17 protein-coding genes are annotated in these 16,333 nt (G+C 65.8%); 8 read left to right on the forward strand and 9 right to left on the reverse strand.

Going from position 1 to position 16,333, the window contains the following annotated elements; translation table 11 throughout:
- The 4 genes from OU999_12790 (at position 1) to OU999_12805 (ending at position 3,726) form a co-directional block, all read left to right on the forward strand.
- The gene (locus OU999_12790) at positions 1-723 is read left to right on the forward strand and encodes a hypothetical protein (protein ID WAC22623.1); all 723 of its coding nucleotides are present in this window, start codon (positions 1-3) and stop codon (positions 721-723) included.
- 16 nt (positions 724-739) lie between these two features.
- On the forward strand, positions 740-1,348 hold the full coding sequence (locus OU999_12795) for a DUF1449 family protein (GenBank protein ID WAC22624.1): 609 nt from the start codon (positions 740-742) through the stop codon (positions 1,346-1,348).
- Positions 1,349-1,552: 204 nt separating this feature from the next.
- Positions 1,553-3,202, forward strand: a complete 1,650-nt coding sequence (locus OU999_12800) for an SPFH domain-containing protein (protein WAC25425.1) — start codon at positions 1,553-1,555, stop codon at positions 3,200-3,202.
- 62 nt (positions 3,203-3,264) lie between these two features.
- Positions 3,265-3,726, forward strand: a complete 462-nt coding sequence (locus OU999_12805) for a hypothetical protein (GenBank protein WAC22625.1) — start codon at positions 3,265-3,267, stop codon at positions 3,724-3,726.
- Positions 3,727-3,747: 21 nt separating this feature from the next.
- On the opposite strand, the gene OU999_12810 is transcribed toward OU999_12805, so the two are convergent.
- Positions 3,748-4,149, reverse strand: coding sequence for a gamma-glutamylcyclotransferase (locus OU999_12810; GenBank protein WAC22626.1), 402 nt, complete (start codon positions 4,147-4,149; stop codon positions 3,748-3,750).
- Positions 4,150-4,276: 127 nt separating this feature from the next.
- Here OU999_12810 and OU999_12815 point away from each other — a divergent pair, with 127 nt between their 5' ends.
- A complete protein-coding gene (locus tag OU999_12815) occupies positions 4,277-4,603 on the forward strand; it encodes a DUF962 domain-containing protein (protein ID WAC22627.1) in 327 nt (108 codons plus the stop codon).
- A gap of 68 nt (positions 4,604-4,671) precedes the next feature.
- Entirely contained in the window at positions 4,672-4,893 is a 222-nt protein-coding gene (locus OU999_12820) for a hypothetical protein (protein ID WAC22628.1), read from the forward strand.
- Between the two features lie 9 nt (positions 4,894-4,902).
- Here OU999_12820 and OU999_12825 read toward each other — a convergent pair whose 3' ends face one another.
- The 6 genes from OU999_12825 to OU999_12850 form a co-directional block, all read right to left on the reverse strand.
- Complete coding sequence (locus tag OU999_12825) at positions 4,903-6,138, reverse strand: NupC/NupG family nucleoside CNT transporter (GenBank protein WAC22629.1); 1,236 nt, start codon at positions 6,136-6,138, stop codon at positions 4,903-4,905.
- Between the two features lie 109 nt (positions 6,139-6,247).
- Positions 6,248-7,186: a DMT family transporter gene (locus OU999_12830; protein WAC22630.1), complete on the reverse strand. Its 939-nt coding sequence runs from the start codon at positions 7,184-7,186 to the stop codon at positions 6,248-6,250.
- A gap of 57 nt (positions 7,187-7,243) precedes the next feature.
- Positions 7,244-8,170, reverse strand: a complete 927-nt coding sequence (locus tag OU999_12835; protein WAC22631.1) for a hypothetical protein — start codon at positions 8,168-8,170, stop codon at positions 7,244-7,246.
- A 25-nt stretch (positions 8,171-8,195) separates the two neighbouring features.
- Positions 8,196-8,828, reverse strand: a complete 633-nt coding sequence (locus OU999_12840) for a glutathione S-transferase (GenBank protein WAC22632.1) — start codon at positions 8,826-8,828, stop codon at positions 8,196-8,198.
- Between the two features lie 10 nt (positions 8,829-8,838).
- On the reverse strand, positions 8,839-9,675 hold the full coding sequence (locus tag OU999_12845; GenBank protein ID WAC22633.1) for an ATP-binding protein: 837 nt from the start codon (positions 9,673-9,675) through the stop codon (positions 8,839-8,841).
- Between the two features lie 129 nt (positions 9,676-9,804).
- Complete coding sequence (locus tag OU999_12850; GenBank protein ID WAC22634.1) at positions 9,805-11,541, reverse strand: acyl-CoA dehydrogenase; 1,737 nt, start codon at positions 11,539-11,541, stop codon at positions 9,805-9,807.
- A gap of 48 nt (positions 11,542-11,589) precedes the next feature.
- On the opposite strand from OU999_12850, the gene OU999_12855 reads away from it, so the two are divergent.
- Positions 11,590-12,558, forward strand: a complete 969-nt coding sequence (locus OU999_12855) for an L-threonylcarbamoyladenylate synthase (GenBank protein ID WAC22635.1) — start codon at positions 11,590-11,592, stop codon at positions 12,556-12,558.
- A gap of 5 nt (positions 12,559-12,563) precedes the next feature.
- Here the strand turns inward: OU999_12855 and OU999_12860 are convergent, their stop codons facing one another.
- Positions 12,564-13,640 (reverse strand): SAM-dependent methyltransferase, encoded by a 1,077-nt coding sequence (locus OU999_12860; GenBank protein WAC22636.1) that lies wholly within the window; start codon positions 13,638-13,640, stop codon positions 12,564-12,566.
- Positions 13,641-13,644: 4 nt separating this feature from the next.
- Entirely contained in the window at positions 13,645-14,535 is an 891-nt protein-coding gene (gene lgt, locus OU999_12865; GenBank protein WAC22637.1) for a prolipoprotein diacylglyceryl transferase, read from the reverse strand.
- A gap of 67 nt (positions 14,536-14,602) precedes the next feature.
- On the opposite strand from lgt, the gene OU999_12870 reads away from it, so the two are divergent.
- Positions 14,603-16,321 (forward strand): class I adenylate-forming enzyme family protein, encoded by a 1,719-nt coding sequence (locus OU999_12870; GenBank protein ID WAC22638.1) that lies wholly within the window; start codon positions 14,603-14,605, stop codon positions 16,319-16,321.
- Positions 16,322-16,333 lie beyond the last annotated feature (12 nt).

Here is a 16,333-nt window from a genome sequence, read left to right on the forward strand (position 1 = left end):
ATGAGCAAATCGCTGACCAGCCAGTCCGACCAGATTCTCGCCGATGCCGCCGCGGTCAAGCGCCGGGTGCAGATGGGCCCGTCGATCGGCAGCAAATCGCGCGCCCTGAAGCGCGAGCATCTGTGGAAGAAGATCGCCGCGATCGCGATCAGCATCGGCGTCATCCTGGTGGCGGCCGGCATTGTCGGCGCGATCATCGACGGCATCGGCTTCTACGGCGTGCTGCTCACCGTGCTGGCGGCGGTCGTCGCCACCGTGGTGCTGGGCAGTTCGATGAAACTGCGCATCCCCACGCCTGAAAAGCTCGCCAAGGAGCCGCTCAAGGTGCTCGCGGGCAAGACCGAGATCTGGCTGGAAAGCCAGCGCCCCGCGCTGCCCGCGCCCGCCGTGACGCTGATCGACAATATCGGCGTGCAGCTCGACATGCTTGCACCGCAGCTCCAGACGCTCGAGGAAAACAGCGAACCCGCGCGCGAAATCCGCAAGCTGGTGGGCGAGCATCTGCCCGAGCTGATCACCGGCTATCGCAGGATCCCTGCCGCCATGCGCAAGGAAAAGCGCGGCGAACGCACCCCCGACGAGCAATTGCTCCTTGGCCTGGGCGTCATCGAACGCGAAATCGCCAGCGCCACCCGCACGATTGCCGAGGGCGACGCCGACAAGCTCGCCATTCGCGGGCGCTATCTCGAACTCAAATATGATGGTGTTGCCGACAGCCAGTGATTAGGCTGCAGCCATCATGCTCGACTTCCTGCTCGCCAGCCAGAACACGCCTTTTGCTTCCGCCATCGTGCTGATGTTGCTGATCGGCGGGCTGCAGGCCGCAGGGCTCGGCGATCTCGACACCGATAGCGACCTTGGCGATGCGGCAAGCGATGGCCTGCTGGCACTGCTGGGGCTGGGCCGCCTGCCTTTGCTGCTCTGGCTCGCACTGTTCCTGATGATATTCGGCGTGATCGGCTATGCCGGCCAGCAATTCTGGCAGGCGCTGACCGGAAGCCTCGCCAGCGCCTGGCTCGCCGCACCCGTCGCCGCCGCCGTCTCGCTGCCCTTTACCGGCGCAGGATCGCGCCTGCTGGCCCGGATCATGCCGCAGGACGAAACCACCGCCGTCGCGGTTGATTCACTCGTCGGCCGCTTCGCCACCATCCAGACCGGCACCGCCCGCCCCGGCTCCCCGGCCCGCGCGCGCGTCACCGACGTGCACGGCCACCCGCATTTCGTGATGGTCGAACCGGATAACGCCGATCAGGTGCTGCATGAGGGCGAAGAAATATTGCTGGTCCGCCGCGAGGGCGAGACGTTCAAGGCGATCAGCAGGGGTGGGCATTTTCTGCCGGGGTTGTGAGGGGGCCGCTGTTGGCACGCTCCTTAACCGCATTCGCTCGTCCTGAGCGGGTGAAGGAATGCGCAGATCACCGCCAAACCTGCTCCGATTGTCCTCGCAACACGCATGACGAGCGGTTAGCCTCCCAGACGAAATCACCGATTCCTGCCCGTCCAAGGAGCCCCCATGACCGACATCATCCCCAGCGGGGTCGTCACCATCGCCATGATCGTCGGCGTGGTATTCGCGTTCCTGATCATCTTCGGGCTGATCATCACCCGGCTGTATCGCCGCGCGACCAAGGAGATTGCGTTTGTCCGCACCGGCTTTGGTGGCGAGAAGGTGGTGATGAATGGCGGCGCGCTGGTGCTGCCGGTGCTGCATGAGACGATGCCGGTGAACATGAACACCGTGCGGCTGGCGGTGGAGCGCAAGAATACCGATGCGCTGATCACGCTCGACCGGCTGCGGATCGATGTGAAGGCCGAATTCTACGTGCGCGTGCGGCCCGATGCCGGCGCGCTCGCCATGGCCGCGCAGACGCTCGGCCTGCGCACGATGCAGCCCGAGGCGCTCAAGGATCTGGTCGAGGGCAAGTTCGTCGATGCGCTGCGTTCGGTCGCGGCCGGCATGACGATGAACCAGCTGCACGAACAGCGCAGCGACTTTGTGCAAAAGGTGCAGCAGGTCTCGTCCGCCGATCTGGCGATGAACGGTCTGGAGCTCGAATCGGTGTCACTCACCGGGCTCGACCAGACCAGCATCGAGCATTTCAACGCCAACAATGCCTTTGACGCCGAGGGTCTGACCAAGCTGACCGAGCAGATCGAGCTGCGCAAGAAGGCGCGCAACGATATCGAGCAGGATACCCGCGTCCAGATCGAGACCAAGAATCTGGAAGCCGACAAGCGCTCGCTGGAAATCTCGCGCGACAACGAGTTTGCGCGGCTCGAGCAGGAGCGCGAGATCGAGATGCGCCGCGCCGAACAGGCGGCTGAGGTCGCGCGCGAACAGGCTCTGCGCAACCAGGAGGCCGAAGCCGCACGCATCGAAGCGAAGAAGCTGGTCGACAGCCAGCAGATCGAGGCTGACCGCGCGGTGCAGCAGGCACGCATCGCGCAGCAGCAGGCGATCGAGATCGCCCGGCAGGAACAGCAGATCGCCATCCAGAACAAGAGCCGCGAGGAAAGCCAGGCCAAGGGCGAGGCCGATACCGCGCGCGCCACTGCGGTCGCCGCCGAGGAGCAGGTCACCACCGCACGCGAGACCGAAATTGCCGAGCGTTCCAAGCGCATCGAGCTGATCGAGGCGGCCAAGCAGGCCGAGCGCGATGCGATCCGCGTCAAGGTGGAGGCCGAAGCCGAGAAAGCCGCCGCCGCCAACCGCGCCGAAGCGGTGCGGCTGGAAGCCGAGGGCGAATCCGAGGCCGAAAAGCTGCGCGCCGAGGCGGCGCGGGTGCGCTTCGAGGTGGAAGCGGCGGGCCAGCGCGCGGTCAACGAGGCGGCGAACCTGCTGTCGTCCGACCAGATTTCGCTGCAGACCAAGCTCGCCTTGCTCAAGGTGCTGCCCGAGGTGATCCGCGAGGCAAGCAAGCCGCTGGAAGCCATCGATTCGATCAAGATCGTCAAGGTCGATGGTCTGGGCCAGTCAGGCGGATCGAATGGCGGGAGCGGTATGGGAAGCAGCGGCAACCTGGCCAGCGATGCCGTCTCCGCCGCGCTCAGCTATCGCGCGCAGGCACCCATCATCGACGGGCTGATGAAGGAACTGGGCCTCAACGGAAGCTCGCTCGATGGGCTGGTGGCAGGCGCAACGCAGATCGAGGCGGCTCCGGCAACGAACGACGCGCCGCCGCCTTCGGAGGGAACAGGGTAAGGTAGAAGGCGATATCTGCTCTTCAGCAGAATGCCAGACCGGTGCGCACTTTGAGAAAACTCGTGTCCGCTGTGGGCTCAGCCTGCGTGACGCTGGCTTGTCTGAACGCTTGCCAGCCCTCATCGCTCGAATTGAACAGCGCTGCCATTCGATACCAATATCGGGTTGAGGCGGACGAGTATCATTACCACGCTGTCTTTATCCCACAGGCACCGAACAAAGCAGCGCAGACTTTCTTCCTGCTGGGAGATTCCGGCATGATTACAGACCTCGAGCAATTTCAACGAGGCGATCCGATGGGCCAGATGGTGACTTTCAAACGGATCGGGACAAAGCTCGTTGTGGAAGAGCTGGGTCTGTCAGTCGATCGTTCAAATCGAGCAGCCCCGCCGGCCCCATCGACCTTGGCATCCGACTGGGGGATCGAGCAATTCACTGATGGAAAGGCAAAATATACGCTCGTATCGTGCGACGGCATAATGTCGCAGCGGTTCAGAAAGGAGTTTCCCAACCTTTTTCACTGAACCCCCGATCCTGATCTCCCCTTAAGCTTTGAGCCAGTCCCCGCCCGGCATCCGCTCCAGCCCATCGCGCGGCAGGTTCCAGACATAGACCATCGCTTCGACTGACCCATCTGCGGTCATGACCTCAGCCATCTCGCGGCGGTAATCATGCGGCGGTGGATCATCCGGGCCGCAGCTTTCGAACGCGTCGAGCCAGGGCAGGCTGGCGGCGGGATCGGTGAGGCGCAGCAGGTCGCCGGTGACGCGGTCCGTCCCGTCCAGCACCAGCGCCGGGTGCCAGCTCACGCGGTAGAGCGTGCCGGTGAGCGTGGCATGCCCCAACCATGCGCTCTCCTGCGCCAATCGCGTGGCATTGGGGTGGTCGCTGCCCCGGCGCAGGGTGCCATAGACGAAGATCAGCGGCGGGATCTGGATCGGCGGCATGATCTGTGCCTATCATGGACCTAAGCATTTTCAAGTTGACCGGTTACGGTCAACGGCTCGGAAAATGCGGCGATACAGGTCTGGAGCGTTTTGGCACTTTGCAAAACGCTCTCGGGAGAACATCGATATGCAGCGTTACTCCAGCTTTGCCGAATTCTGGCCCTATTACCTCAGCGAACACAGCCGCCCGCTGACCCGCGCCTGGCATTATGTCGGCACCTCGCTGGTCGTGCTGCTGGGGATCGCCGCGCTGCTGACCGGCAACCTGCTGCTGTTCGCGGTGATGCCGGTGGCGGGCTATTTCTTTGCCTGGGTCAGCCACTGGCGGATCGAGCGCAACCGGCCTGCGACCTTCACCTATCCGCTCTGGTCGCTGGCGGCGGATTTCAGGATGTGGGCGCTATGGCTGACCGGGCGGCTGGGGCCCGAGCTCAAGCGCGCGGGGCTGGCCTGACCTGTCGGCCGATCGGGGGAACTGCCTTGCCGCCCGGCGCGTAAGGGGGGGCACAAGGAGAGCCCCCGATGACCGAGAATGACAACGCCCAGCCGAGCGAACCGGTAGACTGCACCGAAGAGACCGCCCAGCGCGCAGGTGCGAAGAAGACCAGCCTCAACGACGCGGCCGAAACCGAAAAGCCGACCGAACCCGAAATCGACAAGGACGATATCAGCGAGGCCGACCTGGACGAGGCGATCGAGGAATCGATGGACGCTTCCGACCCGCCGTCGTTCACCCAGCCGTGATCAGGCCGGTCAGACGGTAATCAGCAGACCCGCCAGCGCCGCGCTCATCAGGTTGGCGAGGCTGCCTGCTGCGAGTGCCTTCAACCCCAGCCGCGCGATCATCGGTCGCTGGCTGGGCGCCAGGCCGCCGGTGACCGCCATCTGGATGGCGATCGACGAGAAATTGGCAAAGCCGCACAGCGCAAAGGTGACGATGGCAACGGTCCGCGCCGACAGCCCGGCATCCGGTCCGCCCAGTTCGATAAAGGCGACGAATTCGTTGAGCACGATCTTGGTGCCGAACAGGCCGCCTGCGCGCAGCGCCTCGTCCCAAGGCACGCCGATCAGGTACATGATCGGTGCGAAAACATAGCCGACGACCTGCTGGAACGACAATTCGGGCTGGCCGAACCAGCCGCCGATCCCGGCCAATATGCCGTTGGCGAGCGCGACCAGCGCCACGAATGCCAGCACCATCGCCCCCACCGCCACGGCCAGCTTGACGCCGGTCTGCGCGCCCATCGCCGCTGCCATGATGACATTGGCGGGGCGCTCGTCCTCATATTCGACATCGAGCGGCATCACCGCCTCGCTGCTGACATCGGCCGGATCGTCGGGCATGATGATCTTGGCCATCAGGATGCCGCCGGGCGCGGACATGAAGGCGGCGGCGAGCAGATAATCGATGCGGATGCCCATCGCGGCATAGGCGGCCAGGATCGTGCCTGCGACGCCTGCCATGCCGACGCTCATCACGGTGAAAAGCTGCGCGGGCTTGAGCGCCGCAAGATAGGGGCGAATGACCAGCGGCGATTCGCTCTGCCCGACAAAGATGTTCGCTGCGGCGCACAGGCTTTCGACCTTGGAAATGCCGATCAGCTTTTCGATGCCGCCGCCGACCCATTGGATCACGCGCTGCATGATGCCGAGGAAATAGAGGATCGACACCAGAGCCGAGAAGAAGATGATCACCGGCAGCGCGGCGATGGCAAAGCTGTTGCCGCCGACTTCGGGGCTGGCGAGCGGGCCGAAGATGAAATTCGTGCCGGCCTGCGCATAGCCCAGAAGATTGGCGACGCCGCGCGACATCGCCTGGATCGCGGTGCGGCCTGCGGGCACATAGAGCACCAGCACGGCAATGCCCGATTGCAGCGCAAAGGCTGCGCCGACCACGCGCAGCCTGATGGCGCGGCGGTTGTTGGACAGCAGCAATGCAATCGACAGGATGAGCGCAATGCCCGCCACCCCCAGCAAAATCCGTGTCATGCCCTGAGCCTGTGTCCCGTCTATCGAATTTTGAGATTGTCCCCGGTTCTGCCTAGCCAGATTGACGCGGCGGGGAAAGCGCGAACTGTGCCGCGCTGCGGCCAATGGATCAGCCGGGCTGTCGCCGCGCCACCTGCCAGCAGCCGGTGACGATCAGCGCTGCCCCTGCCAGCGTTGTCCAGCCGATCGTCTCGTTGAAGATCAGCCAGCCGAACAGCGCGCCCCAGATGAACATCGAATATTCCAGCGGCACCAGCGCTTGTGCCTCGGCGCGCGCATAGGCCCAGGACAGCAGCGAGAGCGACAGGATCGCCAGCACCGCCGCCAGCGTCAGCAGCCCCCAGCCCAGCGGCGCGGCCATGGCGGCATCGCCGGGCATCGCGCCGACAAAGGGCATGGCAAGGCCGATCCAGAAGCCCATGATGACATTTTGCACCAGCACGATTTCCTGCGGACTGGCGATCTGCGCCTGCTGGCGTTGCAGCACCAGGTTCCAGGCATAGAGCACCGCCGACGCCATGATCGCGGCGATGCCCTGCCATTCGGCCTCGCCCTGCTCTGCGCCCGCAGCAGCGCCGCCCAGCCATCCCAGCCTGCCCGCCGCTATCACCAGCACCCCGCCAAAGCCCAGCACCGACGCCAGCACCGCGCCACGCCCGATCTGCTCTTTCAGCAGCACGGCAGCCAGAAACAGCGCTATGATCGGCGCGATAAAGGTGATCGCCACGGTTTCGGCCATCGGCGTGCGGGCCAGGCCCCAGAAGAACAGCACCGCCATGCCGGCCACCACCGTGCCGCGCAACAGGTGCAGCCGCAGCGCCGCACCGCGCGCAATGCGCCGGTTGCCCCTGGCCAGAAACAGCACGCCTGCCAGCACCGATCCGATCACGCAGCGCCAGAACAGCGCCGCGATCACGCCGATGTCGATCGTCACCGCCTTCATCGCGCTATCCATCGCGCCGAAGAACATCATGCCGCCCGCACAGGCGAGGATCGCCAGCAACGGTGCGCGCGGGGCGCCGGTCAGGGGAGCGGGGGCAGAGGCCATGGCTGCGCTATCGCGGCGGCAGGCGCGCCTGTCCAGCGCCGAGGCGCAAATGTCCGGTCAGCGATCCATCTCGGCCAGTGCGGCGCGCGTCGCATCGCGATAGGCGGTGCCGTCATGGCGGTGCGCACCGACAAAATGCATGAAGCGGCAATCGGCATCCCAGGGCTCGGCCCAGTAATTGCCATATTGCGCGTAGGGCAGCAGGATCGGGTCGGGATCATTGGCGACCACGAAGCTCGACGTCACCTGCTCGCTGCCCCATTCGGCCATCGCCTCGCGGCCGAGCAGCCGGGTCATCTCGTCATGGAAGAAACGCGCCAGATCGCGCCCGTTGCCGCCGCGCGCAAAACCGGCAAAGCCTGCGCAGCCCCGTATATAGCCCAGCCTGTCGGCATCGGTGATGGCGGCGAGCGAGCGTTCCATCCGCGACTGGATGTGCCGCTCGTCGGCGGCGTTGTTGGGAGGGGGCGGGGCGAACTCGGTACAGCCCTTCACCCCGATGCCCCATTCCGGCCCACCCAGCAGCGTGAAGCTGCGGTTGCTGGTGATCGCATCGGCGACGACTCCGGGATGTCCCAGCGTCACCGTGTCGCTGTCGAGCTGGATGACATAATCCTCGGCGCGCCGGTCGAGGATCGAGAGGAACCGCTCCCATGCGCCGCCCGCCGGAAAGCCGTTATGGTCGACATTGGCAATGTCGATGATCTCGGGCGAACCGCAATGCCAGTCGAGCACCGCGCGGTCCTCGGTGGTCAGCGTGCCGTCCGACAGGATCACGATGCGCCCCCGGCGCAGATGCCCCCAGAACGACTTGACCGCGATCAGATAGGGCAGCAGCACGGCGGTGCCCATCATCGAGAAGATCACCAGCCCGTCATCGGCGGGGCGGATCGGCGCGGTCCCCAGCACCGGGCGGCACGCAGAATCATGCCGCCAGTTGTCCAGGCGCGTTTGCAGGCGATAGGGCAGAAAACGGGTCAACATGGTCGTGCGGTGTAACACCCGGCGGTTAACCGGTGGCAAACAGCAGCGCAGGATCACCCGGCTGCCAGGGCGGAACGCGCAGCATGATGCGGTCGAACAGATCGGACCCGATCAGCCCCGCCAGCCAGGCCTGCACCAGCACCAGCGGCTGGGCATCGAACCAGGGCTGATCGGTCGCGGCATATTGGCGGATGAACGGGAAGAGCGCGATATCGGCGAGCGTGCGCGCCGGCCCGCACAGGAAGGCGCTGGCGGCAAGACGCTGTTCGAGCGTCTCCAGCAGCGCCAGCCCTGCCGCGCGGTGCAGCAGCGGATCCTCGCCATGGCGCGAGGGATATTTGTAGCGGTCGAGATGGTGCTTGAACGGACCATCGAAGGTGGCGATCAGCGCGGCATCGTCTCCCGCCAGCCAGGCTTCGGGGTCATGACGCCCCAGCGCCCAGCGCATGATGTCGAGGCTCTGGTCGATCACCGTGCCGTCGGCCAGCACCAGCACCGGCACCGTGCCCTTGGGCGAGGCGGTCAGCATCGCCTCCGGCTTGGCGCGCAGCAGGATCTCGCGCAGCTCGACCGTCTGGCCGCTGACCTGCAGCGCCATGCGCGCGCGCATCGCAAAGGGGCAGCGGCGAAAGCTGTAGAGGATCGGATGCTGGGTCACCGCACCCGCGTCAGCCCAGCGACCGACCTGCGCGGCCCGCCAGTTCGGTAATGTAATGCCAGGCGATGCGGCCCGACCGGCTGCCGCGTTGCCGCGCCCAGAGCAGCGCGTCTTCGGGATCGAAATCCAGCCCATAGCTCTGCGCATAGCCGCGGATGATATCCAGATAGGCGTTCTGGTCGCAGGCCGGGAAGCCCAGGCTCAGCCCGAAACGGTCGGCCAGCGCCAACCGGTCATCCACCGCATCGCGCGGATTGATGGGATCATCCTGCTCGCCCATATGCCGTTCGACGATCGCGCGGCGGTTGGAGGTCACGGCCAGCCGCACATTGGCCGGGCGCGCCATCGCCCCGCCTTCGAGCAGCGAGCGCAACGACCGCGCAGCGCTAGCGGCTTCGGGCCCGTCAAAACCGATATCGTCGATGAACACCAGGAAGCGCCGGTCGGTATCGCCCAGCTGCGAAAACAGCCGGGGCAGCCCCGACAGCGCATCGGCCTCCCCGCCGACCTGCACCAGCGCCAGCGAACCGCCACCTGCCTGGATATCGGCAACCGCCGCCTTGACCAGCGCCGACTTGCCCATGCCGCGCGATCCCCAGAGCAACGCGTCATGCGCAGGCAAACCTGCGGCATGACGGCGCGCGTTTTCGGTGAAGCTGGCCTTTTGCGCATCGATGCCGCGCAGGCGGTCGAGCGGCACGGCCTGCAGGTGGTGGACCCCCAGCACGCTGTCGCCGCTCCAGACATAAGCTGGCGATGCCGTCCAGTCGGTCGGCGGCAGCGCAGGCGGCGCGATGCGTTCGAGCGCGGCGGCGATGCGGGTGAGGGGGTCGTTTTGGTCAGTCATTTCGCTCTGCAGCTAACGCTTACCATGCCCGTTCTCCGGCGAAAGCCGGAGTCCAGGGGGCGGATGGCACGATCTCGCTCTGGACCCCGGCTTTCGCCGGAGAACAGAATGCGAAGGATATGGCCACGATCAAGCCGCCAGCGCCTCGGCATCCAGCGCATAGAGCAGGTCTGCACCCGCCATGGCCGCCGCCTTGAGGCCGCTAGCCTCGGGCACCATCCGCTCCAGATAGAAGCGCGTGGTGACCAGCTTGGCCTTCAGGAAATCGGCATTGCCTTCGCCCGCATCCAGCATCGCCTGCGCGGCCTGGTGCTGCTTCAGCATCAGCCAGCCCGCGGCCATCACCGCCATCATCGTGCAATAGGGATAGCTGCCTGCGAGCCGGTCATCGACACTCGCGCCGACCATATATTCGGTCACCTGCGCGACATCGCCTGCCAGCGACGCCAGCGCCGGGTGATTGCCGGCATCGGCCTGCACATCGGCGATCAGGCCGCGCACGACATCGCCGCCCGCCATGCCCAGCTTGCGCCCGACAAGGTCTGCCGCCTGGATGCCGTTGGTGCCTTCATAGATCTGCGCGATGCGGATATCGCGATAATATTGCGCCGCGCCGGTCTCCTCGACATAGCCCATGCCGCCATGGACCTGCACGCCGAGCGAGGCGATCTCGCTGCCGAGATCGGTGCCATAGGTCTTGGCGAGCGGGGTCAAAAGGTCGACCATGTCGCGGGCGCCGGGCACGCCCAGATTGGCGCGATCGACCTGGCCAGATGCGAAATAGAGCAAGGCGCGTATCGCCTCTGTCCCCGCCTTCATGCGCAGCAGCATGCGGCGGACATCGGGATGCTCGATGATTGCCACCGGGTCGCGGCCCGCACCGGCGCGCGCCGACTGGACGCGTTCGCGCGCGAACCACAGGGCCTTTTGCGTCGCACCCTCGGCAATCTGCACGCCCTGCAGGCCGACATTGAGCCGCGCATTGTTCATCATCGTGAACATCGCGCGCATGCCGCCGAATTCTGGGCCGATCAGCTCGCCGACGCTCTCGCCTTCCTCGCCGAACTGCAGCACGCAGGTGGGCGAGGCGTTGATGCCCATCTTGTGCTCGATCGACACGGTCTTGATGCCGTTCGCCTCGCCCGGATTGCCATCGGCATCGAGCCGATATTTGGGCACCAGGAACAGCGAGATGCCCTTGGTTCCGGCAGGCGCATCGGGGGTGCGGGCGAGCACGAGATGGATGATATTGTCGGCCATGTCATGGTCGCCGAACGAGATGTAGATCTTCTGGCCGCGGATCGCATAGGTGCCGTCGCCGCGCGGGGTGGCGGTGGCGCGCAGGGCGCCGACATCGCTGCCCGCCTGGGGTTCGGTGAGGTTCATCGTGCCGGTCCATTCGCCGGTCGAAAGCTTGGGCAGGTACAGCGCCTGCTGCTCGGCGCTGCCATGATGGTGCAGCGCCTCGATCGCGCCGACGGTGAGGATCGGGCAGAGCGCGAAGGCCATGTTCGCCGCGCCGAGCGAATCAAGTGCAACGGTCGCAAGGCTGAAGGGCAGACCCTGGCCGCCATGATCCGCCGGGGCACTAAGCGCGCTCCAGCCGGCCTCGACATAATGCTGATATGCCTCCCGGTAACCCTCGGGCATCTTCACCGCGCCATCGATCAGCCGCGCGCCGACCGTATCGCCGATGCGATAGAGCGGTGCGAACTCGCCTGCTGCAAATTCACCCACGCCCTCGACAATCGCCTCGACCAGATCGGGCGTCGCCTCCGCAAAGCGCTCGTGCGCGGCAAGCTCGTCGATGCCGGTGATCGTCTTGAGGACGAACAGCTGCTCGGTGGTCGGTGCGGTGAATGTCATGGCGTTTCCCTGCTGTCCCTTGCGTTTCAGCGCTGTATAGGCAGCAACATGCCCGGTTCCAAGCCTTCTGACCCCCGGATTTCGCCCGCCGACCCCATGGGGATCGCGCGCGCGGTGGAAATGCTGCGCACAGGCCAGGTCGTGGCGCTGCCGACCGAGACGGTCTATGGCCTTGCCGCCGACGCATCACGCGCCGATGCCGTAGCGGCGATCTATCGCACCAAGGGCAGACCCGATTTCAACCCGCTGATCGTGCATGTGCCCGACCTCGCTGCCGCGCGCACACTCGTGATTTTTGACGAGCGCGCAGAAAATCTGGCCGCCGCCTTCTGGCCGGGACCGCTGACGCTGGTGCTGCCGCTGAAACAGGGGGCGCAGATTGCGCCGGCGGTGACCGCCGGGCTTCCCACGATCGCGCTGCGGTGCCCGGCGCATCCGGTGATGCGCGCGGTGCTGCAGGCAAGCGGGCTGTATCTTGCCGCACCGTCAGCCAACCGGTCGGGCGCGATCAGCCCGACCCAGGCCGAGCATGTCGCCGCCAGCCTGGGCGCGGGGCTGGAGCTGATCCTCGACGGCGGCGCAGCAAAGGCCGGGCTCGAATCGACGATAGTTGCGCTGCGCAACTTTGAAGGCGCACCGGCAGGCTGGCAGCTGCTGCGCCCCGGCCCGGTCGACCCGGCGGCGATCGAGGCGCTACTGGGCGAACCGCCCATCCCGCTGGCCGACCAGCGTATCGAGGCACCCGGCCAGCTTGCCAGCCATTATGCGCCCGGCAAGCCGTTGCGGCTGAACGCGCTGTCCGCCGCGCCCGACGAGTGGCTGATCGGATTCGGCGCGGTGGCGGGCGATGACATGCTTTCGGCCTCGGGCGACATGGCTGAAGCCGCGTCAAATCTCTACGCTGCGCTCCACCGCGCCGATGCCAGTGCCAGGGCACGGATCGCCATCGCGCCGGTACCGCCGGGCGGCATGGGCGATGCGATCAACGACCGGCTGGCGCGCGCCGCTGCCGGCTGATCTGGCTAGCCTTCGAACCCGGCCCCGACAGGCCAGCCGGGTCCGCGATAGGCGAGAACCTTGAACAGGCTGCCCATCTGGTCGGGCGACACGAGCCGGTCGAGCGCCTCTGCGACCTGTTTTGCCTGATCGGGCCGCGAGCGTCCCAGCAGCGCCGCACGCTGGCCGATACCCAGCGCCATCAGCCAGTCGCCCTGCCCCACCGGCCCATGGCAATCGATATCGCCCGCCAGCGCAATCTGCTTCAATTGCGCGAAATCGACCAGCGCGGTGAGATCCGAAAGGCCGGGGTCGCTGAACGGATCGACCTTCTGATGCGCGCGCACCGCCTGGAGCGTGCTGCCGGTCTGGGCTGTGGCATAGCCATAATCGATGAACAATGCGGCGCCGCCCTGCGCCTTCAGCCGCGCGGCAATCTCGTATGCCATACCGGCTGCAGCGGGGCAGCTTTCCAGGATCGTCCCCGGCGGGCTGCTGGCGAGCGCGGGCGGGACGACGCTGTCCATCGGCCGTGGTCCGGCAGCCGGGCGAAAGCGCTCGCCATCATGCAATACCACGCGCTCGCGCCAGCCCTGTTCGGTGCGCACCACCTGGCGGACCGGCAGCGCGTCGAGAAACTCGTTGGCAACGATCAGCAGCGGCCCTTCGCGCGGCACGCTGTCCAGCCCGTCATGCCAGGTCGCCTGCGGCAGCGCGATCTTCTGCGCCATGCGCAGCGCGGTGCTGCCTTCGATCAGGTGGACCCTGGGGTGGAAGTCGAACTGCGCCATCGCCCGCAAGGCATCGGCGGCCAGCGTGCCGCGCCCGGGGCCGAATTCGACGAACTGGCACATCGAGGGCTTGCCCGCGCGCTGCCACTGATCGGCGAGCCACAGCCCGATCATCTCGCCGAACATCTGGCTGATTTCAGGCGCGGTGATGAAATCGCCCGCCGCGCCGAGCGGATCGGTGCGGTTGTAGTAATGCGCGTTGGCCTCGGCCATGTAATGCGCGATGCTGATCGGACCGGTCGCGCCGATCAGCCGCTTGAACACCGCCTCCAGCCCCGGCGGCGCGTCTCCCCCAGCCTCGAACTCCTCCATCGGTTCAGGCGGTGGCGGGCAGCGGCCTCGCCGTACGCCCGCGCGAAGTGAAGATGAGGTACAGGCCGATCAGGATCATCGGCACGGTCAGCCACTGGCCCATGCTCATGCCGGTCTGTTCGGCAAATTCGATGAGGTGCGCATCGGGATTGCGGAAGAATTCCACCACGAAGCGCGACGCGCCATAGCCCGCCAGGAAGACGCCGCCCAGGAATCCGGGACGGTGGCGCACCTGCGTTTTCCAGAACAGCACCGTCAGCACGGTGCCCAGCAACAGGCCTTCCAGCCCCGCCTCGTACAACTGGCTGGGGTGACGCGGCAGGCCGTCCGGATCGGTGGGGAAGATGACCGCCCAGGGCACGTCGGTCGGACGGCCCCACAGCTCTGCATTAACGAAATTGGCGAGCCGCCCGAAAAACAGCCCGAACGGCACGACGCAGCTGACATAATCGCCGACACGCAGATAGCTCAGCTTGTTGCGCCAGGTCAGGAAGGCGATGGCGAGCAGCACGCCGATCAGCCCGCCATGGAAGGACATGCCGCCTTCCCACACCTTGAACACCGAGAGCGGGGTTTCGAACAGGTCGGGGCGATAGAAGATCACATAGCCCAGCCGTCCGCCCAGGATGATGCCCAGGGTCGAATAGAGCATCAGGTCATCGGCATGGCGCTGCGCCATCGGCGCGCCGGGCTGCTTCAGCATGCGGCCCATATACCAATAGCCCAGCAGGATACCGAACAGATAGGCGAGGCTATACCATTTGAGCTGGAACGCGCCGATCTGCAGGGCGACCGGAGACAAGCCGAGTTCCTCGAAACGGATCGCGGTCTTGGCGGCGGCAGCGCCAGTGGTCGAGGCTATGTTGGCGGCTAGCGCCGAAATGGGCAGGATCAAGGCTTTTCCCCACGGGTTTTCCCCTTCATAAGGGCGGATAAGCACAAGCGAAAGAGGAGAGATTTTGATGGCAACCGAGCTGGACCAGATGATGGATGAAGCGATCCAGGCGCTGACCGGCGAAGGAGGAATGCTCCCGCTGACGGTGCATGAGACATACGGCCAGAAGCTGCCCATGATTGCGTCGGCACCGCCCGCGCTGTCGCATTTCTTTGCCTATTTCTGCATGCAGCATGCCGATGCCGAATTTCTCGTCGATGGCGATACGCGCCTGACCTTTGGCCAGAGCTATGCCGCAGCGCGCCAGGTTGCCGCAGCTTTGGTCGCCGGCCATGGCATCGCCAAGGGCGACCGCGTGGGCATTGCCGCGCGCAATTCCGCCAACTGGATCATCGCCTATATGGGCGTGCTGATGGCAGGCGGCGTGGCGACGCTGCTCAACGGCTGGTGGCAGGGGCCCGAGCTGTGCGCCGGAATTACCGATGTCGATTGCACGCTGGTGCTGGCCGATGACCGCTGCGCCAGGCGGATCGCCGAATGCGGCGCTGTCGGAAATGCCCGCGTGATCGTGTTCAGCCATGACGGCCCGCCCGAAACGGGCCTTGCGCCGGTGCTCGAGGCGGGCGGCGACGCATCGACCGAGCTGCCCGAGCTGACCGGCGACGACATTGCCACCATCCTGTTCACCTCTGGCTCCACTGGCCAGTCCAAGGGTGCGTTCTCCGATCATCGCGGCGTGGTGCAGGGCGTGTTCAGCTATGTCGCGCAGACGCTGATGGCGCTCAATATCGTCACCCGCCAGGGCAAGCCGCCCGAAGGCCAGCCCGCCACGCTGCTCAACGTGCCGCTGTTCCACGTCACCGCCGAAGTGCCGGTGCTGCTGCAGAGCTTCGTCATCGGCCGCAAGCTCGTCCTCATGCCCAAATGGGATGCCGAAGAGGCGATGCGGCTGATCGAGAAGGAGAAGATCAGCTATTTCGTCGGCGTGCCGCTGATGAGCTACGAGATCGCGCAGCACCCCAATCGCGACAAATATGACCTCAGGAGCTGCGTCACCTTTGCTGCCGGCGGCGCGCCGCGCCCGGTCGAGCATGTCAAGCGGATCAAGGAGACGATGGACTGGGCCTTCCCGATCCTGGGCTATGGCCTGACCGAGACCAACGGCGTCGGCTGCGGCAATTTCAACGAGAATTATATCGCCAAGCCCGACAGCACCGGCCAGGCTTCGCGCCCGCTGGTCGACCTGGCTATCCTGGACGATAACGGCCATCCGCTGCCCCAGGGCCAGGTCGGCGAAGTGGCGATCCGGTCGGTCGCGAACTTCCTGGGCTATTGGAACAACGAGGCCGCGACCCATGCGGCGATCATGCCCGATGGCTATTTCCGCACCGGCGACCTCGGCTATCTCGACGCCGACGGCTATCTGTTCATCGTCGACCGCAAGAAGGACATCATCATCCGCGGCGGCGAGAATATCAGCTGTGTCGAGGTGGAATCGGCCATCTATGCGCATCCCGACATTGCCGAAGCCAGCGTGTTCGGCATTCCCGACGAGCGCTTTGGCGAGATTGTCGGCGCGGTCTATGTGGTGCGCGAGGGCGCCAGCCTGAACGATGCCGAGCTGACCGAGTTCCTCTCCGGCCAGCTGGCCGCGTTCAAGGTGCCCGCGCGGCTGTGGCAGAGCGCCGATGCGCTGCCGCGCCTGGGCACCGCCAAGATCGACAAGGTAAGCTTGCGCAAGTCCTATCAGGCCGCGGCCAAGGCCGAAGCGGGAGCAGGCACCTGACCTTAACTTTGC

The sequence above is a fragment of the Blastomonas sp. SL216 genome (genome assembly GCA_026625625.1).
In the GTDB taxonomy this organism is placed as follows: domain Bacteria; phylum Pseudomonadota; class Alphaproteobacteria; order Sphingomonadales; family Sphingomonadaceae; genus Blastomonas.